Raw genomic sequence first — 21,799 nt, forward strand, 5'->3', positions numbered from 1 at the left:
CCTTCAGTAGCTCGGCAGGCTGCGCGGGCCGAGGTCGGTGCGGGGCGGCGGCGGGGCCAGCCGGACGGTGGCGCCGAGGACGGACAGCCCGCGCGGTGCCACGACCACCGGCTCCAGGGAGACGGCGACCACCTCTGGGTGGTCGTCGACCAGGCGGGACACCCGGAGCAGGACCTCTTCGAGGGCCGGGGTGTCGACGGGGGCCGAGCCGCGCCAGCCGAACAGCAGCGGGGCCGTGCGGAGGGAACGGACCAGCTCGGCGACGTCCCGGTCGGTGGCGGGCACCAGCCGGTGCGCCGTGTCGCCGAGCAGCTCGGACGCGGCGCCCGCGAGGCCGAAGGAGAGGACGGCGCCGACGGCCGGGTCGATGGCGGAGCGGACGACGGTGTCGACTCCCCGGGGCACCATCGCCTGGACGACCGGCTGGAGCTCCTCGGGCTTGCCGAGGACCTCGGTCAGCTCGGCGTAGGCGGTACGGAGCTGCTCCTCGGACGCCAGATCGAGGCGTACGCCCCCGAGGTCGGGGCGGTGGCGGAGGTGGGGCGCGGTCGTCTTGAGGGCCACCGGGTAGCCCAGCCGGCCGGCGGCCGCGACGGCGGCGTCGGGGGTGGGGGCGGGCAGCGTGGGCAGGACGGCGATGCCGTAGCGCGCGAGCAGTTCCCCCGCCTGTGCGGTGTCGAGGGTCACACCGCGCGGGTCGGCGTCGTCCCCGCCGAGCACACGCTCGATGAGCGCGGCGGCCCCTGCCTCGTCGATGTCCTCGTACTCGGGCACCCGGCCGGGCTCGGCGGCCTGCCGGCGCCACTGCCCGTACCGCACGGCCTCGGCCAGCGCCCGCACGGCCCGCTCGGCGGCGGGGTAGGAGGGGATGGTGGCGGGCGGGACGGGTAGGGACACGGCCGCGGGTGCCGGGTCGGTGCCGGTACCGGAGTCGGAGTCGGAGTCGGAGTCGGAGTCGGAGTCCCCGGCGCCGGACTCGGAGTCCCCGGCGCCGGACGCGGGAGCCGGTGATGCTGCGGCCGGAGTGGCCGCGGGCGGGCTCGTCGCCGGGGTGCCGAGGGCGGACCCGGCGCTGCCCGTTCCCTGGCCGGACGGGCCGCGGTCGGGTGTCCGGGCCTCGGGCCGAAGGCCGGTGGGCCCGGGTCCGGGTACGAGTCCGGACCCGGTTTCGGGTTCGGTCGCGGGCCCGTCAGGCGCGGCGGGCCCGGCCCCCGGTTCGGTCGGGAGGCCGGTCGGCCGGGGGGCCGAGGCGGCCGCCGCCGTGCCCCGGCCCGGTGCTGTCGGGCGGGTGCTCGTGGCGACCGCGAGGGCCTCCGCGAGGCCGCCCATCTCGACGTGGACGACGACGACCGGCTTCGTGGGGGCCTGAGCGGAGGCGACGGCCTCGCGGAGGGAGGCCGCGAGGACCTCGCCGTCGCCGAACTCGGTGGCGCCGTTCTCGCCGACCCACGGGATCGCGTTCACGACGACCGCGTCGGAGGTCTCGTCCGCGAGCGCCGCCACGAGGGCGTCCCGGAAGTCCGCCGGTTCCGCCGCCGTCGTGAGGTCGAGCGGCCGCAGCGGCCGCAGCCCCTCCGTCAGGCAGGCGTCATAGGTGAGGAGGCCGAGGGACTCGGAGTTGCCGAGGATCGCGACCCGGGGCCCGGCGGGCAGCGGCTGGGCGGCGAGCAGCAGTCCGGCGTCCACCAGCTCGGTGACGGTGTCGACGCGGATGACTCCGGCCTGACGGAGCAGCGCGGAGACCGTGGCGTGCGGGATGCGGGTGACGGGCACACGGTGGCCGGGCGGCGCGCTGCCGCTGTGTCGGGCGCCCTTGACGACGACGACCGGCTTGACGGCGGCGGTGCGGCGCGCGAGCCGGGTGAACTTCCGGGGGTTGCCGATCGACTCCAGGTAGAGGAGGACGACGTCGGTCCCGGGATCGTCGTACCAGTGCTGGAGGAAGTCGTTGCCGGAGACGTCGGCGCGGTTGCCGGCCGAGATGAAGGAGGAGAGCCCGGCGCCCCGTCGGTGCAGTCCGGCGAGGAGCGCGATGCCGATCGCGCCGGACTGGGTGAAGAGCCCGATCCGCCCGGCGGCCGGCATCTGCGGGGCGAGGGAGGCGTTGAGCCGGACGTCGGCGGCGGTGTTGATGATCCCGAAGGCGTTGGGCCCGATGATCCGCATGCCGTACGAGCGTGCCTGCCGGACCAGCTGACGCTGCCGCTCCCGCCCGGCGGCCCCGCTCTCGGCGTATCCGGCGGAGAGGACGACCAGGCCCTGGACGCCGTGCTCGCCGCAGTCCGCCACGACTTCCGGCACCCGTTCGGCGGGGACGGCGACGATCGCGAGGTCGACGGGCTCGCCGATGGCGGCGACGGAGGAGTGGGCGGGGACGCCGTCGAGTTCGACGGGCCCGTCGTTCTCGCCGAGCGCCGCGTTGACCGCGTACACGCGTCCGGTGTACCCGGCCCCGAGGAGGTTGCGGAGGACCGTCCGGCCGACGCCGCCCGGTGCGCGTCCGGCGCCGACGACCGCGACGGACCGGGGCGTGAGGAGGCGTTGTACGGAGCGGGCCTCGGCCCGCTGCTCCCGGGCGCGCTGCACGGCGAGGGAGCGGTCGGTGGGTTCGAGGTCGAGGTGGAGTCGTACGGACCCGTCCTCGAAGCTGCGCTTCTGGGTGTAGCCCGCGTCCGTGAACACCTTGATCATCTTGGTGTTGGCGGGGAGCACCTCGGCGGCGAAGCGCCGGATGTCCCGCTCGCGCGCGACCGCCGCGATGTGTTCGAGCAGGGCGGAGGCGACGCCGCGGCCCTGGTGGGCGTCCTGGACGAGGAAGGCGACCTCGGCCTCGTCGGCCGGGGCGGAGGCGGGCAGGCCCCGGTCGTCGATGCGGTCGTAGCGCACGGTGGCGATGAACTCGCCGCCCACCGTCGCCGCGAGGCCCACCCGGTCCACGAAGTCGTGGTGGGTGAAGCGGTGCACGTCCTTGGCGGAGAGCCGTGGGTAGGGGGCGAAGAAGCGGTAGTACTTCGACTCGTCCGAGACCTGCTCGTAGAAGCTGACGAGGCGGTCGGCGTCGTCGGCCGTGATGGGCCGGATACGCGCGGTGCCGCCGTCGCGGAGCACCACGTCCGCTTCCCAGTGGTCGGGGTAGTCGTGCTCCGGCAGCTGGTCCGACGCGCTCTGCATGGGGTCAGCCTACGGCCGCGACACGGCGCTGGCACGGGTCGCGGCACGGTGGCGGCACGGGTCGCGGCACGGTGGTGGCACCGGCCGCGACACGGTGGTGGCACCGGCCGCGACACGGTGGCGGCACCGCTCGCGCGGCGGGGGTCCGCCGTGCAAGGTAGGGAGCACGCCACGCACGGCGAGGGAGGGCCGAAAGGCGGTCCGGTCCGGGTCGAACGTCGGCGCGAGCACATCGCAACCCGTGAGAGACTGGTCTAGACAACCCGCTTGAGACTTGAAGGGCAACACCATGGCTGAGCGCCGCGTCAACGTCGGCTGGGCCGAGGGCCTGCACGCCCGCCCCGCGTCCATCTTCGTCCGTGCCGCCACGGCTTCCGGCGTTCCGGTGACGATCGCCAAGTCCGACGGCACCCCGGTGAACGCCGCCTCCATGCTCGCGGTGCTCGGCCTGGGCGCGCAGGGCGGCGAGGAGATCGTCCTCGCTTCGGAGGCCGACGGCGCCGAGGCCGCTCTGGACCGTCTGGCGAAGCTGGTCGCCGAGGGCCTGGACGAGCTTCCCGAGACCGTCTGATCCGGGTCGACCCACTCTGCACGACGAAAGGCCGTGACCGCCGGAATTCCGGTGGTCACGGCCTTTCGCTTTTCCACCGCTCCGCTTTTCGGGCAGCACGGAGCGACGGCGTCGAATTCCTATTCCATGTATACGATGCGCGCGTTAATTCCGGGAACTCGCCGTGTTGACTGCATGTTGCGAAACCCTCACACGGCCGCGGTCCGGTCTCTTGAGGCGGTGCAGCGACTGCGAGCGCTCCGCGTGCAGCGCGGTCAGCGCCCGCGCCCGCTCGGCGTCGCCGCGCGCCACGGCGTCCACGATCGCGCCGCGCTCGGCCCAGGCGTCCACCGGCCGCTCGGGCTGCTCGACCGCGTACATCCAGGCGATCTTGTGCCGCAGCTGGGTCAGCAGCGCCGTCAGGGCCGGGCTGCCGGAGGCCTGCGCGAGCGTCTCGTGGAACCAGCCGCCGAGGGAGCGCAGATCCTCGCCCTGTCCGCGCCTGGCCCGCTCCTGGCCCAGCCTGACCAGGCCGCGCAGCACCTTGAGATGGGCCTCCGTGCGCCGTTGGGCCGCGCGGGCGGCCCCCAGGGGTTCGAGCAGCGCCCGCATGTCGAGCAGATCGGCCGCCTCCTGCTCGGTGGGTTCGGCGACATGCGCCCCGGCGTGGCGGCGGGTGACCACGAAGCCCTCGGACTCCAGGGTGCGCAGGGCCTCACGGACCGGGACCCGGGAGACCCCGTACCGGCGGGCGAGCTGGTCCTCGGTCAGCCGGCTGCCCCGCTCGAAGACACCGGAGACGATGTCGTCCCGGATCGCCGTGCATACCGAGTGCGCGGGAATGCGCATGTCCGACCTCCGCCTTGGTCTGCGCGAGTCAATTCCAGCGGCGCCTGTTCTGCGCCCGATCTGCGACTCTATTGCAGCGCGCCGGAATTTCCGATGCCCCGGCGGAATATCGGTCTCCCGCGACCGACGAAAAGCCCCGGCTCTGTACGAGCCGGGGCTTTTGCGATGCGGGTGGGGCGGCGGAACGGGCACTGGGGGCGGCGGCGGAACCGCCGGTCCTGCGCGAGGCGTCCTCGATCCGTCCTGGATCGGACGTCGACGCCGCGGGGATCAGACGTTGACGCCGCGGGCGCGCAGATACGAGATCGGGTTGATGTCGGAGCCGTACTCGGAGGTCGTCCGCGCCTCGAAGTGGAGGTGCGGGCCGGTCGAGTTGCCGGTCGAGCCCGAGATGCCTATCCGCTCACCCGGCTCGACGCTCTGGCCGACGTAGACCCCGATGGAGGAGAGGTGGCCGTACTGGGTGTACGTGCCGTCGTTCATCCGGATGACGACGTTGTTGCCGTACGCGCCGCCCCAGCCGGCCTCGACGACGGTGCCCGAGCCGACGGACACGACGCTGCTGCCGTAGGAGGCGTGGAAGTCGATGCCGGAGTGGCTGCCGGAGGACCAGAGCGAGCCACCGGTCTGGTAGCCGGTCGAGACGTACGTGCCCTCGACGGGGAGCTGGAAGGAGGCCAGGCGGCGGCGCTCGGCCTCACGGGCGGCGCGCTGCTCGGCCTCGCGGATCTCCTTGGCACGGGCCTCGGCCTTGCGCTTCGCCTCGGCCTTGGCCTTCGCCTTGGCGGCGACCTCGAAGGCCTCCTGCTCCTGGGCGGCGGCCTGGGCGTCGATCCGCTCGGCGAGGGAGTCCTCGGTGATCACCTTGGTGAGACCGGTGTCCTCGAGGGAGGAACGGTTCTCCGTGTCGGCGGCGAGCGCCGGGGAAGCGAGGGTTCCGATGACGCCGGTGGTGGCGAGCGTCGCCGCGCCGGCGATGCCCACGCCGCGGCGCGCCATCCGGCTCGGAGCACGATGCTTCCCGGTGGCACGGGTGAACGCCATGTAGGGGCTGGTCCTTTCCTTCCCTCTCGCCTACCGGGTTAGCTGACGGGTTCGGAGCAGGAAGGTCTCCTACGAGCCCCTCCGTACGAGACGAAGGCGCCCGATTCACCCCAGGGACTGCGTATGGGTCCCCGGCTCCCCAGGCTCGCGCCTGACGGGGACTCGGCGATGTCTGTCCGATGCCGCGGGTGCGGCACGTGCAACTGACGAACAGACGCACCGACGCTATGCGGATCGTCTTTCAATCACCAACCGGACACGCCTTTTGTAAGACATGCCACAGGGCATACGATCACCCTTGACCTTAATACGGACAAACAGGAGGACCCCGACGAACTATGCCGTCGGGGCCCTCCTTTGTCATGCCGGCGGCGTGAATCAGCCGGTCACGACGGTCACTTCACCGATCCCGAGCGCGCGCACCGGCTCCGCGATCTGCGCCGCGTCGCCGACGAGCACGGTGACGAGCCGGTCCACGGGGAAGGCGCTGACCACGGCCGCGGTCGCCTCGACCGTGCCGGTCTCGGCCAGCCGGGCGTACAACTGGGCCTGGTAGTCGTCCGGGAGGTGCTGCTCGACCTGGTCGGAGAGCGTCCCGGCGACGGAGGCCGCGGTCTCGTACTTGAGCGGCGCGACCCCCACCAGGTTCTGCACGGCCGTCTCCCGCTCGGCGTCGGTGAGCCCCTCCGCGGCCAGCGTCCGCAGCACCTTCCACAGGTCCTCAAGTGCCGGGCCGGTGTTGGGCGTGTCGATGGAACCGCTGATGGCGAGCATCGAGGCGCCGTTCCCCCGGCCGTCCGAGCGGAGCACCTGCCCGAAGGCACGCACGCCGTACGTGTAGCCCTTCTCCTCGCGCAGGACCCGGTCGAGCCGCGAGGTGAGGGTGCCACCGAGGCAGTAGGTGCCCAGGACCTGGGCCGGCCAGACACTGTCGTGGCGGTCGGGTCCGACCCGGCCGATCAGCAACTGGGTCTGGACGGCGCCGGGACGGTCCACGATGACGACCCGTCCGGTGTCGTCGGCGGTGATCGGCGGCATCGGGAGCGGCTCGGCCGGCTCGCCGGTCCAGGCGCCCAGGGTCTCGGCGAGGACCTTGTCCAGGTCGACGCCGGTGAGGTCGCCGACGACCACGGCGGTGGCCGTGGCGGGCCGGACGTACGCCTCGTAGAAGGCGCGGACCGCGGCGGCGTCGATCGCCTCGACGGTCTCCTCGGTGCCCTGGCGCGGCCGGGACATCCGGGCCTCGGCCGGGAAGAGCTCCTTGGAGAGCTGCTTGGCGGCGCGGCGGGACGGGTTGGCCGTCTCGTGCGGGATCTCGTCGAGGCGGTTGCGCACCAGGCGCTCGACCTCGGTCTCGAGGAACGCGGGCGCGATCAGGGCCTCGGAGACGAGACCGAGCGCCTTGGGCAGCCGGGAGACGGGGACCTCCAGGGAGACCCGTACGCCCGGGTGGTCGGCGTGCGCGTCGAGCGTGGCGCCGCAGCGCTCCAGCTCGGCCGCGAACTCCTCGGCGCTGTGCTGGTCCGTGCCCTCGAAGAGCGCGCGGGCCATGATGGTGGCGACACCGTCGAGGCCGGCGGGCTCGGCGTCCAGCGGGGCCGGCAGGAAGATCTCCACGGCCACGACCTGCTGGCCGGGGCGGTGACTGGTCAGCACCGTCAGGCCGTTGTCCAGGGCGCCGCGGTCCGGGGCCGGGAAGGCCCAGGGCCGGGCGAGGCCCGGCGTCGGCTGCGGGTGGAAGTCCATGCTCGTCAAAGACGCGGCGGCGTCGGTCACTGGTCCGCTCCCTCTTCCTCGTCGCCGTCGGCGTTCTCGCTCTGTTCGGTCGCCAGGGGCTCGTAGACCAGCACCGCGCGGTTGTCGGGGCGCAGCGTGGCCGCGGCGACGGCCTGCACCTCGTCGGCGGTGATCGCCAGGACGCGGTCGACGGCGGTCAGCGCGAGCTGCGGGTCGCCGAAGAGCACGGCGAACCGGCACAGTTCGTCGGCGCGGCCCGCGACGGTGCCGAGCCGGTCGAGCCACTCGCGCTCCAACTGGGCCTGCGCGCGCTCCATCTCCTCGGGCGTGGGGCCCTCGGCGGCGAACCGGGCGAGCTCCTCGTCGACGGCCGCCTCGATCTGCGGGACCTCGACACCGCCGGAGGTCTTGACGTCCAGCCAGCCGAGCGAGGGCGCGCCGGCGAGCCGCAGCATGCCGAAGCCGGCGGCGACGGCCGTACGGTCGCGGCGGACCAGGCGGTTGTGCAGCCGGGAGGACTCGCCGCCGCCGAGGACCGTGAGGGCCAGGTCGGCGGCGTCGCACGCGCGCGTGCCGTCGTGCGGCAGCCGGTAGGCGGCCATCAGCGCGCGGGCCGGGACCTCCTCCTCGACGACCTCGCGCAGCTGCTCGCCGATGACCTCGGGCAGGTCGCCGGGGCGCGGGGCGGGCTTGCCGTCGTGGCCGGGGATGGAGCCGAAGTACTTCTCGACCCAGGCGAGGGTCTGCTCCGGGTCGATGTCGCCGACGACCGACAGCACCGCGTTGTTCGGGGCGTAGTACGTGCGGAAGAAGTTCCGCGCGTCCTCCAGGGTGGCCGCGTCCAGGTCGGCCATCGAACCGATCGGCGTGTGGTGGTACGGGTGCCCCTCCGGGTAGGCCAGGGCGGTCAGCCTCTCGAAGGCCGTGCCGTACGGCACGTTGTCGTAGCGCTGGCGGCGCTCGTTCTTGACGACGTCCCGCTGGTTCTCCATGGACTCGTCGTCCAGGGCGGCGAGCAGCGAGCCCATGCGGTCGGCCTCCAGCCAGAGCGCGAGCTCCAGCTGGTGCGTGGGCATGGTCTCGAAGTAGTTGGTGCGCTCGAAGCTCGTCGTGCCGTTGAGCGAGCCGCCGGCGCCCTGCACGAGCTCGAAGTGCCCGTTCCCGTGGACCTGCTTCGAGCCCTGGAACATCAGGTGCTCGAAGAGGTGGGCGAGGCCCGTGCGGCCCGGGACCTCGTGCCGCGAGCCGACGTCGTACCAGAGGCAGACCGCGGCGACCGGGGTCAGGTGGTCCTCCGAGAGCACCACACGCAGGCCGTTCGCCAACCGGTGCTCGGTCGCTGTCAGGCCGCCGGAGCCGGCCTCGGCCGTGGCCGTGTGACCCATGGGCATGTACGTCCCTTCGATCGCGATGTGAAAAAGTCCTGCCACTGTATGCAAGCGCGCCGACACCTGGCGAAGTTCCCGCCCCCCGGAGATGTCCCTCTTCCGGGTCGCGGTCGGCGCTGTCGGTGGCACGGTCCACAATGGTCCGCGTCAGATCAACCTTGTTGGTGAAGGAGCCGCAGCCGCGATGGCCCGCCGCAGCACGAAGACACCGCCGCCGGACGACGCGTTCGAGGAGCGAATCCTCGACATCGACGTTGTCGACGAGATGCAGGGCTCCTTCCTCGAGTACGCGTACTCGGTGATCTACTCGCGTGCCCTCCCGGACGCCCGTGACGGCATGAAGCCCGTCCAGCGACGCATCGTCTACCAGATGGGCGAGATGGGGCTCCGCCCCGACCGCGGCTTCGTCAAGTGCGCCCGCGTCGTCGGCGAGGTGATGGGCAAGCTGCACCCGCACGGCGACGCGTCCATCTACGACGCCATGGTCCGCATGGCGCAGCCGTTCTCCATGCGCCTCCCCCTCGTCGACGGACACGGCAACTTCGGTTCCCTGGGCAACGACGACCCGCCGGCCGCCATGCGGTACACCGAGTCGCGGATGGCCCCGGCCGCGCTGCTCATGACCGAGTCCATCGACGAGGACACGGTCGACTTCGCGCCGAACTACGACGGCCAGGAGCGGGAGCCGGTGGCGCTGCCCGCCGCGTACCCGAACCTGCTGGTCAACGGCGCGTCCGGCATCGCGGTCGGCATGGCGACCAACATGCCCCCGCACAACCTCGGCGAGGTCATCGCCGCCGCCCGCCATCTGATCCGCCACCCGGGCGCCGACCTCGAGACGCTGATGCGTTTCGTGCCCGGACCCGACCTGCCGACCGGCGGCCGGATCGTCGGCCTCTCCGGCATCAAGGACGCGTACGAATCGGGCCGCGGCTCGTTCAAGATCCGCGCCACCACGAGCGTGGAGACGGTGACGGCGCGCCGCAAGGGCATCGTCGTGACCGAGCTGCCGTTCACGGTCGGCCCCGAGAAGGTCATCTCCAAGATCAAGGACCTGGTCGGTTCCAAGAAGCTCCAGGGCATCGCCGACGTCAAGGACCTGACCGACCGCAACCACGGCCTGCGCCTGGTCATCGAGATCAAGAACGGCTTCGTGCCCGAGGCGGTCCTGGAGCAGCTCTACAAGCTGACGCCGATGGAGGAGTCCTTCGGCATCAACAACGTGGCACTGGTCGACGGCCAGCCGCTGACCCTCGGCCTCAAGGAACTCCTGGAGGTCTACCTCGACCACCGCTTCGAGGTCGTCCGGCGCCGCTCCGAGTTCCGCCGCACCAAGAAGCGCGACCGGCTCCACCTGGTGGAGGGCCTGCTCGTCGCCCTGCTCGACATCGACGAGGTCATCCGGCTGATCCGGGAGAGCGAGAACTCGGCGCAGGCCAAGGAGCGCCTGATCGAGCGCTACTCGCTCAGCGAGACCCAGACGCAGTACATCCTGGACACCCCGCTGCGCCGCCTCACCAGGTTCGACCGGATCGAGCTGGAGACCGAGCAGGACCGGCTCAACGGCGAGATCGACGAACTGACCGGGATCCTCGACTCCGACGCGGAGCTGCGCAAGCTGGTCTCGGCGGAACTGGCCGCGGTCGCCAAGAAGTTCGCCACGGACCGGCGTACGGTCCTGCTGGAGTCGGCGGGCGCGCCCGTCGCGGCCGTCTCCCTGGAGGTCGCGGACGACCCGTGCCGCGTGCTGCTCTCCTCGACCGGGCTGCTCGCCCGTACGGCGACGGCGGAGCTGCCCCCGGTCGACCCGGACGCCAAGCGCGTCAAGCACGACGTGATCCTGTCGTCGGTGGCCGCCACCCAGCGCGGTGACATCGGCGCGGTGACCTCGGACGGCCGACTGCTCCGGATCGCGGTGATCGACCTGCCGCAGCTCCCGGACACGGCGTCCGCGCCGAACCTGGCGGGCGGCGCGCCGCTGTCCGAGTTCCTGTCCCTGGAGGCGGACGAGACCGTGGTCTGCCTGACCACGCTCGACGAGTCCTCACCGGGGCTCGCCCTCGGCACGCTCCAGGGCGTGGTGAAGCGCGTGGTCCCGGACTATCCGGCGAACAAGGACGAGCTGGAGGTCATCACCCTCAAGGAGGGCGACCGGATCGTCGGCGCGACCGAGCTGCGGACGGGCGAGGAGGACCTGGTCTTCATCACCTCCGACGCCCAGCTCCTGCGCTACCCGGCCGCGCAGGTACGGCCCCAGGGCCGACCGGCCGGCGGTATGGCGGGCGTCAAGCTGGCGGACGGCGCCGAGGTGATCTCGTTCACGGCGGTCGACCCGGCGGCGGACGCCGTCGTCTTCACCGTCGCGGGCTCCACGGGCACGCTCGACTCCTCGGCGGGTACGTCGGCGAAGCTGACGCCCTTCGACCAGTACCCGCGCAAGGGCCGCGCGACCGGCGGCGTCCGCTGCCAGCGCTTCCTGAAGGGCGAGGACGTCCTGATCCTGGCCTGGGCGGGCACCACCCCGGCCCACGCCGCCCAGAAGACCGGCACCCCGGTGGAACTCCCGGACGTCGACCCCCGCCGCGACGGCTCGGGCACCCCGCTCCCCCACCCGGTGGACGTGGTGGCGAGCCCGGCGGTCTGACCCGGCACGACGGTTGGAACCGGTGGATCAGGGCGTGCTCTGATCCACCGGACGGCCGCTGGTCGTGCTCCGGTCGGTCGTCTGCTTCGGTCAGTGGATCCGGTGCTCCGTCCAGAAGGGGCCGAGGTCCGTGGACGTCGCGGCCTGGGCCGCGCGCTTGAAGTCCGCGGTGGTGGCGACGCCCAGCCAGTGGTCCCGCACGTACCCGCGCAGCATGCCCGCCATCTCCCGGCCGCCCAGGAGGCGTTCCAGATCGCTCAGGGCACAGGCTCCCCGGACGTAGACGACGCGGACGTACTCGGAGCGGTGACCGTCCCCGTAGTAGCCCATGGTCCGCGTGAGGGCGGCCGTGTCACTGGGCCACGCGCCCTGGTCCTCCCAGCACGTGGTGGTGTCCTCCCGGCGGTACAGCCGGCTCGCGTACTGGGCGAAGGCCTCGTCGAGCCAGGGCTCCGCGAACTGGTCGTTGCCGACGACTCCGTAGAACCACTGGTGGGCGATCTCGTGGACGGCTCCCGATTCCTCCGGTTCGGTCCACAGCAGGACGAGGCCCGGGAACTCCATGCTGCCGAAGTCGTCGAGGGTGTCGCTCATGACGAGGTCGAGCTCGCCGTACGGATAGCGCCCGAACCGCTTCCCGAACTCGTCGACCGAGCCGACGGACTCCTTCAGCGCGTTCGTGACGCCCTCGGGGGTGGTGGTGCCGGTCCAGTACGCGTTCAGCCTGACGCCGCCGGGCGTGGTCACCGTCTTGGACCGGAAGGGGCCCGCCGCCCACGCGAAGTCCCGCACCCCGCGCGCGACGCTGGTCGTGACCGTGCGGCCGGGGGCGCCCGGGTGCCGGGTGGTGGTGCCGGTCGCGGGCACCACGAGACCGCGGGGGTGGTCGAGGGCGACCCGGAAGTCCCCGGCGAGGGTGTGGAAGCTCTCGCCGAAGCCGACGTCCGGGTCGAGGTGCCGACCCCGCTCGTCGCGGACGGACAGCAGCGGCAGCGCGTTGCCGAGGTAGCGGTGCGCGCCGTCCCTGCCGAAGCGGTGGACGCGGTCCGGGACGGTGATCGAGACGTCGAAGGAGACGCTGGCCCGCGCCCCGTACGGCAGGGGTGCGGGCAGGTCGATCCGCAGCGCGGTGCAGCCGACGGTGGGCAGGTGCGGGGTGCCTCCGGCGACCCCGCTCACCCGGACCGGAGGCGGACCGTCCGGGGTTCCGCAGCCGACGGTGCCGTTGCCCCACAGCCGTACGTCGACCGAAGCGAGCGGAGTACGGGCGGCATTGCGGAAGGACACCGTCTGGCGGCCGGTCCAGTGCGAGCCGTCGGCGTCAGTACGCAGCGACACGTCGTACGAGGGGCGGTCCGGCGTCGCCACCGTCCGCGCGGGGGGCGGGGAGCCTCCGGGGTCCTGCGCGGCGGCCGTCTGGGGGGCGAGCAGCAGGACGGCCGTGAGAGCGAGCAGCGGCGCCCGCCAACCACTGAACGAGGTCATGACGGGCACGCTAGGACGCCCGTACGCCCGGACGGGCGGGTTCCGGGCCACTGACGGGACTCCCCCACCGCAGGGCTCGCCGCCACGCGGAGCCCGGCCGAAGCCCTACTCGGAGGTCTCCGGCCCGTCCTCGCTCCGCTGTACGTACCGCAGGACGCCCCACATGCTCTGCTCGTCGGGGACGTCCTGCGGCCCGTGCTGCTCGCACTCCACGAGTTCCTTGCGCAGGCCGGCCGCGTCGACGCCGGAGCCGATCAGGACGAGCTGGGTGAGCCGCTCCTCGCCGTCGGGCCATCGCTCGGGGTAGAAGCGCAGGAAACGGCCGACCGCGTGCACGGCGTAGCGGTTGTCCGGATCGGCGGCGCCGAAGTCGATGAAGCCCTTGATCCGGTAGAGCCCCTCGGGCCGCGCGTCGAGGAAGGCCATCAGCCGACGCGGGTCGAGCGGGGCGGCAGCGGTCAGGGAGACGGTCTCGTACGACGTGTGGGTGTGCGCCCGCGGGTCACCGTCCCCGTCCCCGCCCCCGTCCCCGTCCCCGTCTCCGTACAGGATGTCCTCGATGGACATCTGCCCCTCGATCTCGTCCTCCGGGACCACCCGGTCGAAGAGCAGCTCCGGGTCGATCCGTCCGTGCGTGGCGTCGACGATCACGGCCTTCCCGGCGAGACCACCGACCGTCTCGCGTACGGCGAGCAGCTCGGCCGCGGAGACCCGGTCGGTCTTGTTCACGACCACGAGGTCGGCGATCGGCAGGTGCCGGTCGGTCTCGGGGTGCCGCTCCCGGGTGGCGGAGAACTCGGCCGCGTCGACGACCTGCACGAGCCCGCCGTACACGATCCGCTCGTTCTCGCTGGCGAGGACCATCCGGACCAGTTCCTGAGGCTCGGCGAGGCCGCTCGCCTCGATCACGATCACGTCGAGCCGCGACTCGGGGCGGGTGAGGACCTCCAGGTACTCGTCGAGCTCGCTCGCGTCGACGGCGCAGCACAGGCAGCCGTTGCCGAGGGAGACGGTGGAGCCGACCTGCCCGGCGATTCTCATCGCGTCGATGCCGATGTCGCCGAAGTCGTTGACCATGACGCCGATACGGGTCCCCCGGGAGCTGCGCAGCAGATGGTTGAGGAGCGTGGTCTTCCCGGCCCCGAGGAACCCGGCCAGGACGACGACGGGGATCTGCTGCGTGGTCAAGGGACGTGCCTCCGGTTCCTTCGGGTCCCACGGCTGTGGGATCCCCAGAATAGGTTTCCGCACCGACACCCGTGCCGACGCCATTTCCGGTGCCGGGGCGTGGCCCCGTACCGTTTCCGCCATGAGCCCCGCACAGACCAGCCCCCCGCGCCCGCGTGCGCGCCGTCGGCGGTTCGGCTGGCCGCAGCGGGTGTTCTCGCAGGTCCTGCTGATGCAGCTGGCCATCGCGACCGGTGTGACCGTCCTCGCCACCGGGCTCTTCCTCGCCCCGCTCAGCGCCCAGCTCGACGACCAGGCGATGCGGCGCGCCCTGGCCATCGCGGGGACCACGGCGTCACCCCGGCTGGCCGCGGACCTCACCGGCACGCGGCCGTCGGCGCGGGGTCCGGTGCAGACGGAGGCCGAGCGGATCCGGACCTCCACGGGCGCCGAGTACGTCGTCGTCATGGACACCCGCGGGGTGCGCTGGTCGCACACCGATCCCGCGGAGATCGGCCGGCGCGTCTCCACCGATCCGACCGACGTCCTCGCCGGGCACGAGGTGATGGAGATCGACAGCGGCACCCTGGGCCGCTCGGCGCGCGGCAAGACGCCGCTGCGGGACGCGGACGGGCGGATCGTCGGCGCGGTCTCGGTCGGCATCGAGTACGACAGCGTCCGCGAACGGCTCCTCGCCGCGATCCCGGGCCTCCTCGCCTACGCGGGCGGGGCGCTCGCGGCCGGTGCCCTGGCCGCGTACCTGATCTCCCGGCGTCTTCAGCGGCAGACCCACGACCTGGCCTTCTCCGACATCTCCGCGCTCCTCGCCGAACGCGAGGCCATGCTGCACGGCATCCGCGAGGGGGTCGTGGCGCTGGACCGCAACGGCTCGGTCCGGCTCATGAACGACGAGGCCCAGCGGCTGCTGGGCCTCGGCCCCGAGGCGGCGGGACGACCGCTCGACGAGGTCCTCGGCCGCGGCCGTACCGCCGACGTCCTGGCGGGCCGGGTGACCGGCGAGGACCTGCTCACCGTCCGCGGGCACCGGGTGCTGATCGCCAACCGGATGCCGACCGACGACGGCGGCGCCGTGGCGACCCTCCGCGACCGCACCGAGCTGGAGCGGCTCGGGCGCGAGCTGGATTCCACCCGTGGCCTGATCGACGCCCTGCGCGCCCAGGATCACGAGCACGCCAACCGGATGCACACCCTCCTGGGGCTCCTGGAGCTGGAGATGCACGAGGAGGCGGTCGAGTTCGTCACCGAGGTGGTCGGTGTGCACCGGGCCACCGCCGAGCAGGTCACGGAGAAGGTCCACGACCCGCTCCTCGCGGCGCTCCTGGTCGGCAAGGCGACCGTCGCCGCCGAGCGGGGCGCCTCGCTGCGGCTCGCCCCCGACTCGCTGCTGCCGGACCGGCTCGTCGACCCGCGCGAACTGGTCACCGTCGTCGGCAATCTGGTCGACAACGCCCTGGACGCCGTCGCGGGCACCCCGGGAGCCCGTATCGACGTCTCGTTCCGCACCGAGGGACGTACGGTCGTGCTGCGGGTCACGGACAGCGGCCCGGGGGTTCCCGAGGAGCGCCGCGAGCTGATCTTCACCGAGGGCTGGTCGACGAAGGCGCTTCCGTCGCACGGGAAGCGCGGCCTCGGTCTCGCCCTGGTACGCCGGCTCGCCGAGCGCCGGGGCGGCACCGCGCGGGTGGCCGACGGGCTCGACGGGGGCGCGGAGTTCACGATCGTCCTCCCGGACGCCCTGACCGAGCCCGAGCCGGAGCCGGACCTGGCCGCGGAGGCCGATCCGGACCTGGCTGTACGGGCGCCCGAGCCCGAGCCGGACCTGACGGCACGGAGGCCGGATGCCGAGCCGGACGCGGCTCTCCGCGGGCCTGGTCCGGAGCCCGTCGAGGAGGCCCGATGATCGACGTCCTCGTCGTCGACGACGACGTGCTGGTGGCCCGCATCAACGCCGCCTACGTCGCCAAGGTGCCCGGCTTCCGCGTCGCCGCCACCGCCCACTCGACCGCCGAGGCGCTCGCCGCCCTGGACGAGCAGCCGGTGGACCTGATCCTCCTGGACCACTACCTGCCCGACCAGAACGGCCTGGCCGCGGTACGGGAGCTCCGTGCGCGCGGTCACCAGTGCGACGTGATCATGGTGACGGCCGCCCGGGACGTGGCCACCGTGCAGGCGGCGATGCGGCACGGCGCCCTCCAGTACCTGGTCAAGCCGTTCAACTTCGCCGGGCTGCGCGCCAAGCTGGAGGCGTACGCGACGCTCCGCCGCACTCTGGAGGGCGGGGGCGAGGCGGAGCAGGCCGAGGTGGACCGGATCTTCGGGGTCCTGTCGGCGGGCTCCGTGGCCCCGGACCTGCCCAAGGGGCACTCCCCCACCACGGCCGAGCTGGTCCGCCAGGTGCTGCTCGCCGCCGGTGGGCCGCTGTCCGCCCAGGAGATCGCCGAGCGGGCCGGCGTCAGCCGCCAGACCGCCCAGCGCTACCTCAAACTCCTGGAACGCACCGGCAGGGTCCGCCTCTCGCTCCGGTACGGCGAGACGGGCCGTCCGGAACACCGCTACGCCTGGGCGACCTCACCCTCCACCGGCTGACGCCTACGCCTGGGCGACCTCGCCCTCCACCGGCTGACGCCCCGCGCGGGACGGTCAGGCGGCGCCGGCGCCGGTCAGCGACCGGACCTCGGTCTCGGCGTGCCGTGCCTCGTCGGGCGGCTCGGTCGACGTCACGGTCCCGATCCAGCCGGCGAGGAAGCCCAGCGGGATGGAGACCGCTCCCGGGTTCTGCAGCGGGAAGAGGTGGAAGTCGACACCGGGGAACAGCGATTCGGGACTGCCGGAGACCACCGGCGAGATCACGACGAGAAGCACCGCGGGGATCAGACCGCCGTAGACGGACCAGACCGCGCCCCGGGTCGTGAACCTCCGCCAGAACAGCGAGTAGAGCAGCACCGGCAGATTGGCGGAGGCCGCGACCGCGAAGGCCAGCCCGACGAGGAAGGCCACGTTGAGGTCGCGGGCGAGCAGCCCCAGGCCGATCGCGGCCGCGCCGATCCCCGCGGCGGCGATCCGGGCCACGGTCACCTCGCTGTACTGCTTCGCGTGCCGGCGGCGCAGCGAGGCGTACAGGTCGTGGGCGACGGAGGCCGAGGAGGCGAGGGTGATCCCCGCGACGACGGCGAGGATGGTCGCGAAGGCGACGGCGGCGACGATCGCGAAGAGCACGGTGCCGCCGGTGGAGCCCGCGCCGCCGCCGAGGTCGAGGGCGAGCAGCGGTACGGCGGTGTTCCCGGACGCGTTGGACGCGCGGACCTCGTCGGGGCCGATCAGCGCGGCGGCGCCGAAGCCGAGCACGATGGTCATCAGGTAAAAGCTGCCGATGAGCCCGATGGACCAGACGACCGAACGGCGGGCGGCCCGGGCGGTCGGCACGGTGTAGAAGCGCGACAGGATGTGGGGCAGTCCCGCCGTGCCCAGGACCAGGGCGAGGCCGAGGCTGATGAAGTCGAGGCGGGCCGTCCAGTCGCCGCCGTAGCGGAGCCCGGGGGCGAGGAAGTCCAGGCCGTGCCCGCTGCGTTCGGCCGCCCTGGAGAGCAGGCTGTTCACGTCGCCGTGGAACCGGAGCAGGACGAGAACGGTGAGCGCGATCGTGCCCGCCATGAGCAGGACCGCCTTGACGATCTGGATCCAGGTGGTGGCCCGCATGCCGCCGAGCGACACGTAGATCACCATCAGCGCGCCGACGCCGATCACCGTCCAGGAGCGGGCCGCCTCGCTGGTGCCGCCGAGCAGCAGCGCGACCAGGCTTCCGGCTCCCACCATCTGGGCCACGAGGTACAGCACGGAGACGGCCACCGAGGAGGTGCCGGCGGCGATCCGCACCGGGCGCTCGGCCATCCGCGCGGCGACGACGTCGGCGAGGGTGAACCGGCCGCAGTTGCGGACCAGTTCGGCCACCAGCAGCAGCACGACCAGCCAGGCGACGAGGAATCCGACGGAGTACAGCATGCCGTCGTAGCCGTAGAGGGCGATCAGCCCGGAGATGCCGAGGAAGGAGGCCGCGGACATGTAGTCGCCGGCGATGGCGAAGCCGTTCTCCAGGGGCGAGAAGAGCCTGCCCCCGGCGTAGAACTCCTCGGCCGAACCGCGCCGGTTGCGGCTCACCCAGGTGGTGATCCCCAGGGTGACGGCGATGAAGACGCTGAACAGCACGAGCGCCAGGGTCTGGTGGTCCGCGGTCACGGCTGCGTCACCCCTCGGGTCATCTCCTGGGTGTCCCAGCGCAGGTCGAGCGCGGCCCGGTCCCTGCGCAGCCGCGCGTGGCGCGCGTACGCCCAGGTCAGCAGGAAGGTGGTGAGGAACTGCCCGAGGCACGCCACCATCGCCACGTTCACCACCCCGACGACCGGCCGCGCCATGAGTCCGGGCGCGGCGGTCGCCGCCACGACGTAGGCGAGGTACCAGAGGAGGAACGCGAGGGCGGCGGGGAAGACGAACCGGCGGTAGCGGCGGCGCACCTCCTGGAAGGCAGGGCTCCGCTGCACTTCCAGATAGATCTCCGCCGCGCTGTGGACCCGCTGTCGCAGCACCGCGTCGGGGCGGCCGTCACCGGGAGCCCCGGCCCCCGCGCGCTCGTCCCGGCCGGAGCCCGTCGCGTCGTACCAGGGGTCGTCGAAGGGCACCGCCGAAGCGTCGAGCCCCTCCTGCTTGTCCACCTGCTCCACCGGGCAACTCTCCTTGTCAGGCGAACCGTTTCGGCCGCGTGCCCAAGGATGGACAGAGCGGGAAGATCCCGGACTCTTCTCCTCCCGCTGTTCACCCCATCAGGTGACTCTCCGCCCAGGTGCCCTGACCGGACCGTGCTGATATGCGTACCGCACGGTCCGGACTGCCTCAGGCGTCGATGCGCGAGCGGTCGAGGGTCGCCGCGGAGCCGGTGATGAACTCCTTGCGCGGTGCCACGTCGTTGCCCATGAGGAGGTCGAAGACCTGCTCCGCCGCGTCCAGGTCGCCGATGTTGATCCGGCGCAGGGTGCGGTGACGCGGGTCCATCGTGGTCTCCGCGAGCTGGTCGGCGTCCATCTCGCCCAGACCCTTGTAGCGCTGGATGGAGTCCTTGTAGCGGACGCCCTTGCGCTGGTACTCCAGCAGGGTCTGGCGCAGCTCGTTGTCCGAGTACGTGTAGACGTACTTGTCCTGGCCCTTCTTGGGCTGGACGAGCTCGATCCGGTGCAGCGGCGGCACGGCGGCGAAGACCCGCCCGGCCTCCACCATCGGCCGCATGTAGCGCTGGAAGAGCGTCAGCAGCAGACAGCGGATGTGGGCGCCGTCGACGTCGGCGTCGACCAGGAGGACGATCTTCCCGTACCGCGCCGCGTCGATGTCGAAGGTGCGGCCCGAGCCCGCTCCTATGACCTGGATGATCGCCCCGCACTCGGCGTTCTTCAGCATGTCCGAGACGGACGACTTCTGGACGTTGAGGATCTTGCCGCGAATCGGCAGCAGGGCCTGGAACTCGCTGTTGCGGGCGAGCTTGGCCGTACCGAGGGCCGAGTCGCCCTCGACGATGAAGAGCTCGCTGCGCTCCACGTCGTCGCTGCGGCAGTCGGCCAGCTTGGCCGGCAGCGAGGAGGACTCCAGCGCCGTCTTCCTGCGCTGCGCCTCCTTGTGCTGGCGGGCGGCGATGCGCGTACGGGCCGCGGCGACGGCCTTGTCCAGGACGGCACGGGCCTGTGCCTTGGCGTCCCGCTTGGTCGAGGTGAGGAAGGCCTTGAGCTCCTTGGCGACCACGTTCGCCACGATCCGGCGGGCCGCGGACGTGCCGAGGACCTCCTTGGTCTGCCCCTCGAACTGCGGCTCGGCGAGGCGGACCGTCACGACGGCCGTGAGCCCCTCCAGGGCGTCGTCCTTGACGATGTCGTCCTCGGCGACGCGCAGCATCTTCGCCGAGCGCAGCACCTCGTTCACCGTCTTGGTGACGGCCTGCTCGAAGCCCGAGACGTGGGTGCCGCCCTTGGGCGTCGCGATGATGTTGACGAAGGACTTGACCGTGCTGTCGTAGCCGGTGCCCCAGCGCAGCGCGACGTCGACGGCGAGCTCACGGGTGACCTCGGTCGGCGTCATGTGGCCGCGCTCGTCGAGGACCGGGACGGTCTCCTTGAAGGTGCCCTGGCCGGTGAGGCGCTGGATGTCGCAGACGGCCTTGTCCTGCGCGAGGTACTCGCAGAACTCGCTGATGCCGCCGTCGAAGCGGAAGGTCTCCTCGCTCTTGCCGATCCCCGCCAGGTCCCGCTCGTCGCGGACGACGATGGTGAGGCCGGGCACGAGGAAGGCGGTCTGCCGGGCGCGCTGGTGCAGCGTCTCCAGGGAGAGCTTGGCGTCCTTGAGGAAGATCTGCCGGTCGGCCCAGTAGCGCACACGGGTGCCGGTACGGGTCTTGGGGACGCGCTTGCCCTTGCGCAGGCCGTTGCCCGGATCGAAGGGGCTGTCGGGACCCTGCTCGGTGAAGATGCCCGGGACGCCCCGGCGGAAGCTGATCGTGTGCGTGGCGCTGTTCCGGTCGACCTCGACGTCGAGGCGGGCCGACAGGGCGTTGACCACGGAGGCGCCGACGCCGTGCAGACCGCCGGACGCGGCGTACGATCCGCCGCCGAACTTTCCGCCGGCGTGCAGCTTGGTCATGACGACCTCGACTCCGGAGAGTCCGGTCTTCGGCTCGACGTCGACCGGGATGCCCCGGCCGTTGTCCTGGACCTCGACGGAGCCGTCGTCGTGGAGGACGACCTCGATGTGGTCGCAGTAGCCCCCGAGGGCCTCGTCGACCGAGTTGTCGATGATCTCCCAGATGCAGTGCATCAGGCCGCGGCTGTCGGTGGACCCGATGTACATACCGGGGCGCTTGCGGACCGCTTCGAGCCCTTCGAGTACGAGCAGGTGCCGCGCGGTGTAGTTGGAAGCGTCACGGTCTGCGGTCAGCAGCGCACTGGACGGCACGGACGTTTCGGCGGTCACGCGGTTCGCTCCTCGCTGAATTTGAAATCTGGCCCGGTGGGGTAAGGCCCGGCGTCGGTCACCCGTCAGAGGGTACCGATGCCTGGTAGAGCCGTTGTTACACCACCCTCCCCGATTCCTCATGCTAGTCCAGCGTCGCATGGATGTTCGATCCCTCGATGGGGTGACGCGAACATCACGTTCCCTTCCAGGCATGAACCATTTAGGCTCCGGGCACGTCCTCATGAACAACCGGCAACCACGCCGGGAGGACTGACCGACACAAGCAACGCGAAATCCGTAGAGCGACGCAATACGGCTCATTCGCCGCCAACCGGCAGCAGACAGCCACCTGCGAAGAAGTTTGAAGGAAAAGCCGCGAGCGGGAACGTTTTCGGCCTGGTTGGATGTTGACCCTGGTACGACAGCTCGTCGAGCTAGAGAAGAGGCGACGTGACTACTGTTCTGACCCCCGCGAGCCCCCTGACGGCCGCTGACCGTTGCGACCGCTGCGGCGCCCAGGCCTACCTGCGTGTCGTCCTGACCAGCGGAGGTGACTTGCTCTTCTGCGCCCACCACGGACGTAAGTTCGAGCCGGAACTCAAGAAGATCGCCGTTGAGATACAGGATGAGACGGACCGCCTGACGGACGTGCCGGCCCGCACCCAGGGCGACGACCACTGACGCCTCGCATCCACGACGAGCCCAGATCCGGCCACTGACCGGACAGCGGGCGGCCACCCCCGAAGACCAAGGGGGGTG

At 72.1% G+C, this 21,799-nt stretch carries 15 protein-coding genes and 1 riboswitch; of the genes, 5 read left to right on the top strand and 10 right to left on the bottom strand.

Annotated elements, in window-relative coordinates:
- Positions 1–3: 3 nt before the first annotated feature.
- Positions 4–3,171: a GNAT family N-acetyltransferase gene (locus N5875_RS09775; RefSeq protein WP_338493119.1), complete on the bottom strand. Its 3,168-nt coding sequence runs from the start codon at positions 3,169–3,171 to the stop codon at positions 4–6.
- 289 nt (positions 3,172–3,460) lie between these two features.
- Between N5875_RS09775 and N5875_RS09780 the strand changes: the two genes are divergently transcribed.
- A complete protein-coding gene (locus N5875_RS09780) occupies positions 3,461–3,742 on the top strand; it encodes an HPr family phosphocarrier protein (protein WP_015036698.1) in 282 nt (93 codons plus the stop codon).
- Positions 3,743–3,886: 144 nt separating this feature from the next.
- On the opposite strand, the gene N5875_RS09785 is transcribed toward N5875_RS09780, so the two are convergent.
- The 4 genes from N5875_RS09785 to N5875_RS09800 form a co-directional block, all read right to left on the bottom strand.
- Positions 3,887–4,570, bottom strand: coding sequence for a GntR family transcriptional regulator (locus N5875_RS09785; RefSeq protein WP_318207482.1), 684 nt, complete (start codon positions 4,568–4,570; stop codon positions 3,887–3,889).
- A gap of 270 nt (positions 4,571–4,840) precedes the next feature.
- Positions 4,841–5,614, bottom strand: a complete 774-nt coding sequence (locus N5875_RS09790; RefSeq protein ID WP_338493124.1) for a M23 family metallopeptidase — start codon at positions 5,612–5,614, stop codon at positions 4,841–4,843.
- A gap of 12 nt (positions 5,615–5,626) precedes the next feature.
- A riboswitch (cyclic di-AMP (ydaO/yuaA leader) is annotated at positions 5,627–5,792 on the bottom strand.
- A 200-nt stretch (positions 5,793–5,992) separates the two neighbouring features.
- Positions 5,993–7,360: a pitrilysin family protein gene (locus N5875_RS09795; RefSeq protein ID WP_318207936.1), complete on the bottom strand. Its 1,368-nt coding sequence runs from the start codon at positions 7,358–7,360 to the stop codon at positions 5,993–5,995.
- A gap of 26 nt (positions 7,361–7,386) precedes the next feature.
- The gene (locus N5875_RS09800; RefSeq protein ID WP_318207484.1) at positions 7,387–8,742 is read right to left on the bottom strand and encodes a pitrilysin family protein; all 1,356 of its coding nucleotides are present in this window, start codon (positions 8,740–8,742) and stop codon (positions 7,387–7,389) included.
- 181 nt (positions 8,743–8,923) lie between these two features.
- Between N5875_RS09800 and N5875_RS09805 the strand changes: the two genes are divergently transcribed.
- Positions 8,924–11,383 carry a DNA topoisomerase IV subunit A gene (locus tag N5875_RS09805; RefSeq protein WP_338493126.1) on the top strand — a complete coding sequence of 820 codons (2,460 nt, stop codon included), beginning with the start codon at positions 8,924–8,926 and terminating at the stop codon, positions 11,381–11,383.
- A gap of 90 nt (positions 11,384–11,473) precedes the next feature.
- On the opposite strand, the gene N5875_RS09810 is transcribed toward N5875_RS09805, so the two are convergent.
- Together N5875_RS09810 and N5875_RS09815 are read right to left on the bottom strand one after the other, a co-directional pair.
- On the bottom strand, positions 11,474–12,868 hold the full coding sequence (locus N5875_RS09810; RefSeq protein ID WP_338493128.1) for a M1 family metallopeptidase: 1,395 nt from the start codon (positions 12,866–12,868) through the stop codon (positions 11,474–11,476).
- 105 nt (positions 12,869–12,973) lie between these two features.
- On the bottom strand, positions 12,974–14,056 hold the full coding sequence (locus N5875_RS09815) for a GTP-binding protein (RefSeq protein WP_338493130.1): 1,083 nt from the start codon (positions 14,054–14,056) through the stop codon (positions 12,974–12,976).
- Between the two features lie 121 nt (positions 14,057–14,177).
- Between N5875_RS09815 and N5875_RS09820 the strand changes: the two genes are divergently transcribed.
- Together N5875_RS09820 and N5875_RS09825 are read left to right on the top strand one after the other, a co-directional pair.
- Complete coding sequence (locus N5875_RS09820; protein ID WP_338493132.1) at positions 14,178–15,956, top strand: sensor histidine kinase; 1,779 nt, start codon at positions 14,178–14,180, stop codon at positions 15,954–15,956.
- Positions 15,953–16,642: a response regulator gene (locus N5875_RS09825; protein ID WP_318207489.1), complete on the top strand. Its 690-nt coding sequence runs from the start codon at positions 15,953–15,955 to the stop codon at positions 16,640–16,642. The genes N5875_RS09820 and N5875_RS09825 overlap by 4 nt, the downstream gene beginning before the upstream one ends.
- A gap of 54 nt (positions 16,643–16,696) precedes the next feature.
- Here the strand turns inward: N5875_RS09825 and N5875_RS09830 are convergent, their stop codons facing one another.
- The 3 genes from N5875_RS09830 to N5875_RS09840 all read right to left on the bottom strand — a co-directional run bounded on the left by N5875_RS09830 (position 16,697) and on the right by N5875_RS09840 (position 21,058).
- Entirely contained in the window at positions 16,697–18,289 is a 1,593-nt protein-coding gene (locus tag N5875_RS09830) for a cation acetate symporter (protein ID WP_338493135.1), read from the bottom strand.
- A complete protein-coding gene (locus tag N5875_RS09835) occupies positions 18,286–18,771 on the bottom strand; it encodes a DUF485 domain-containing protein (protein WP_318207491.1) in 486 nt (161 codons plus the stop codon). The genes N5875_RS09830 and N5875_RS09835 overlap by 4 nt, the downstream gene beginning before the upstream one ends.
- Positions 18,772–18,940: 169 nt before the next feature.
- The gene (locus tag N5875_RS09840) at positions 18,941–21,058 is read right to left on the bottom strand and encodes a DNA topoisomerase IV subunit B (protein ID WP_318207492.1); all 2,118 of its coding nucleotides are present in this window, start codon (positions 21,056–21,058) and stop codon (positions 18,941–18,943) included.
- Between the two features lie 432 nt (positions 21,059–21,490).
- On the opposite strand from N5875_RS09840, the gene N5875_RS09845 reads away from it, so the two are divergent.
- Positions 21,491–21,721 (top strand): hypothetical protein, encoded by a 231-nt coding sequence (locus N5875_RS09845; protein ID WP_015036683.1) that lies wholly within the window; start codon positions 21,491–21,493, stop codon positions 21,719–21,721.
- Positions 21,722–21,799: the final 78 nt, after the last annotated feature.

The sequence above is a fragment of the Streptomyces sp. SJL17-4 genome (assembly GCF_036826855.1).
Lineage (GTDB): Bacteria > Actinomycetota > Actinomycetes > Streptomycetales > Streptomycetaceae > Streptomyces.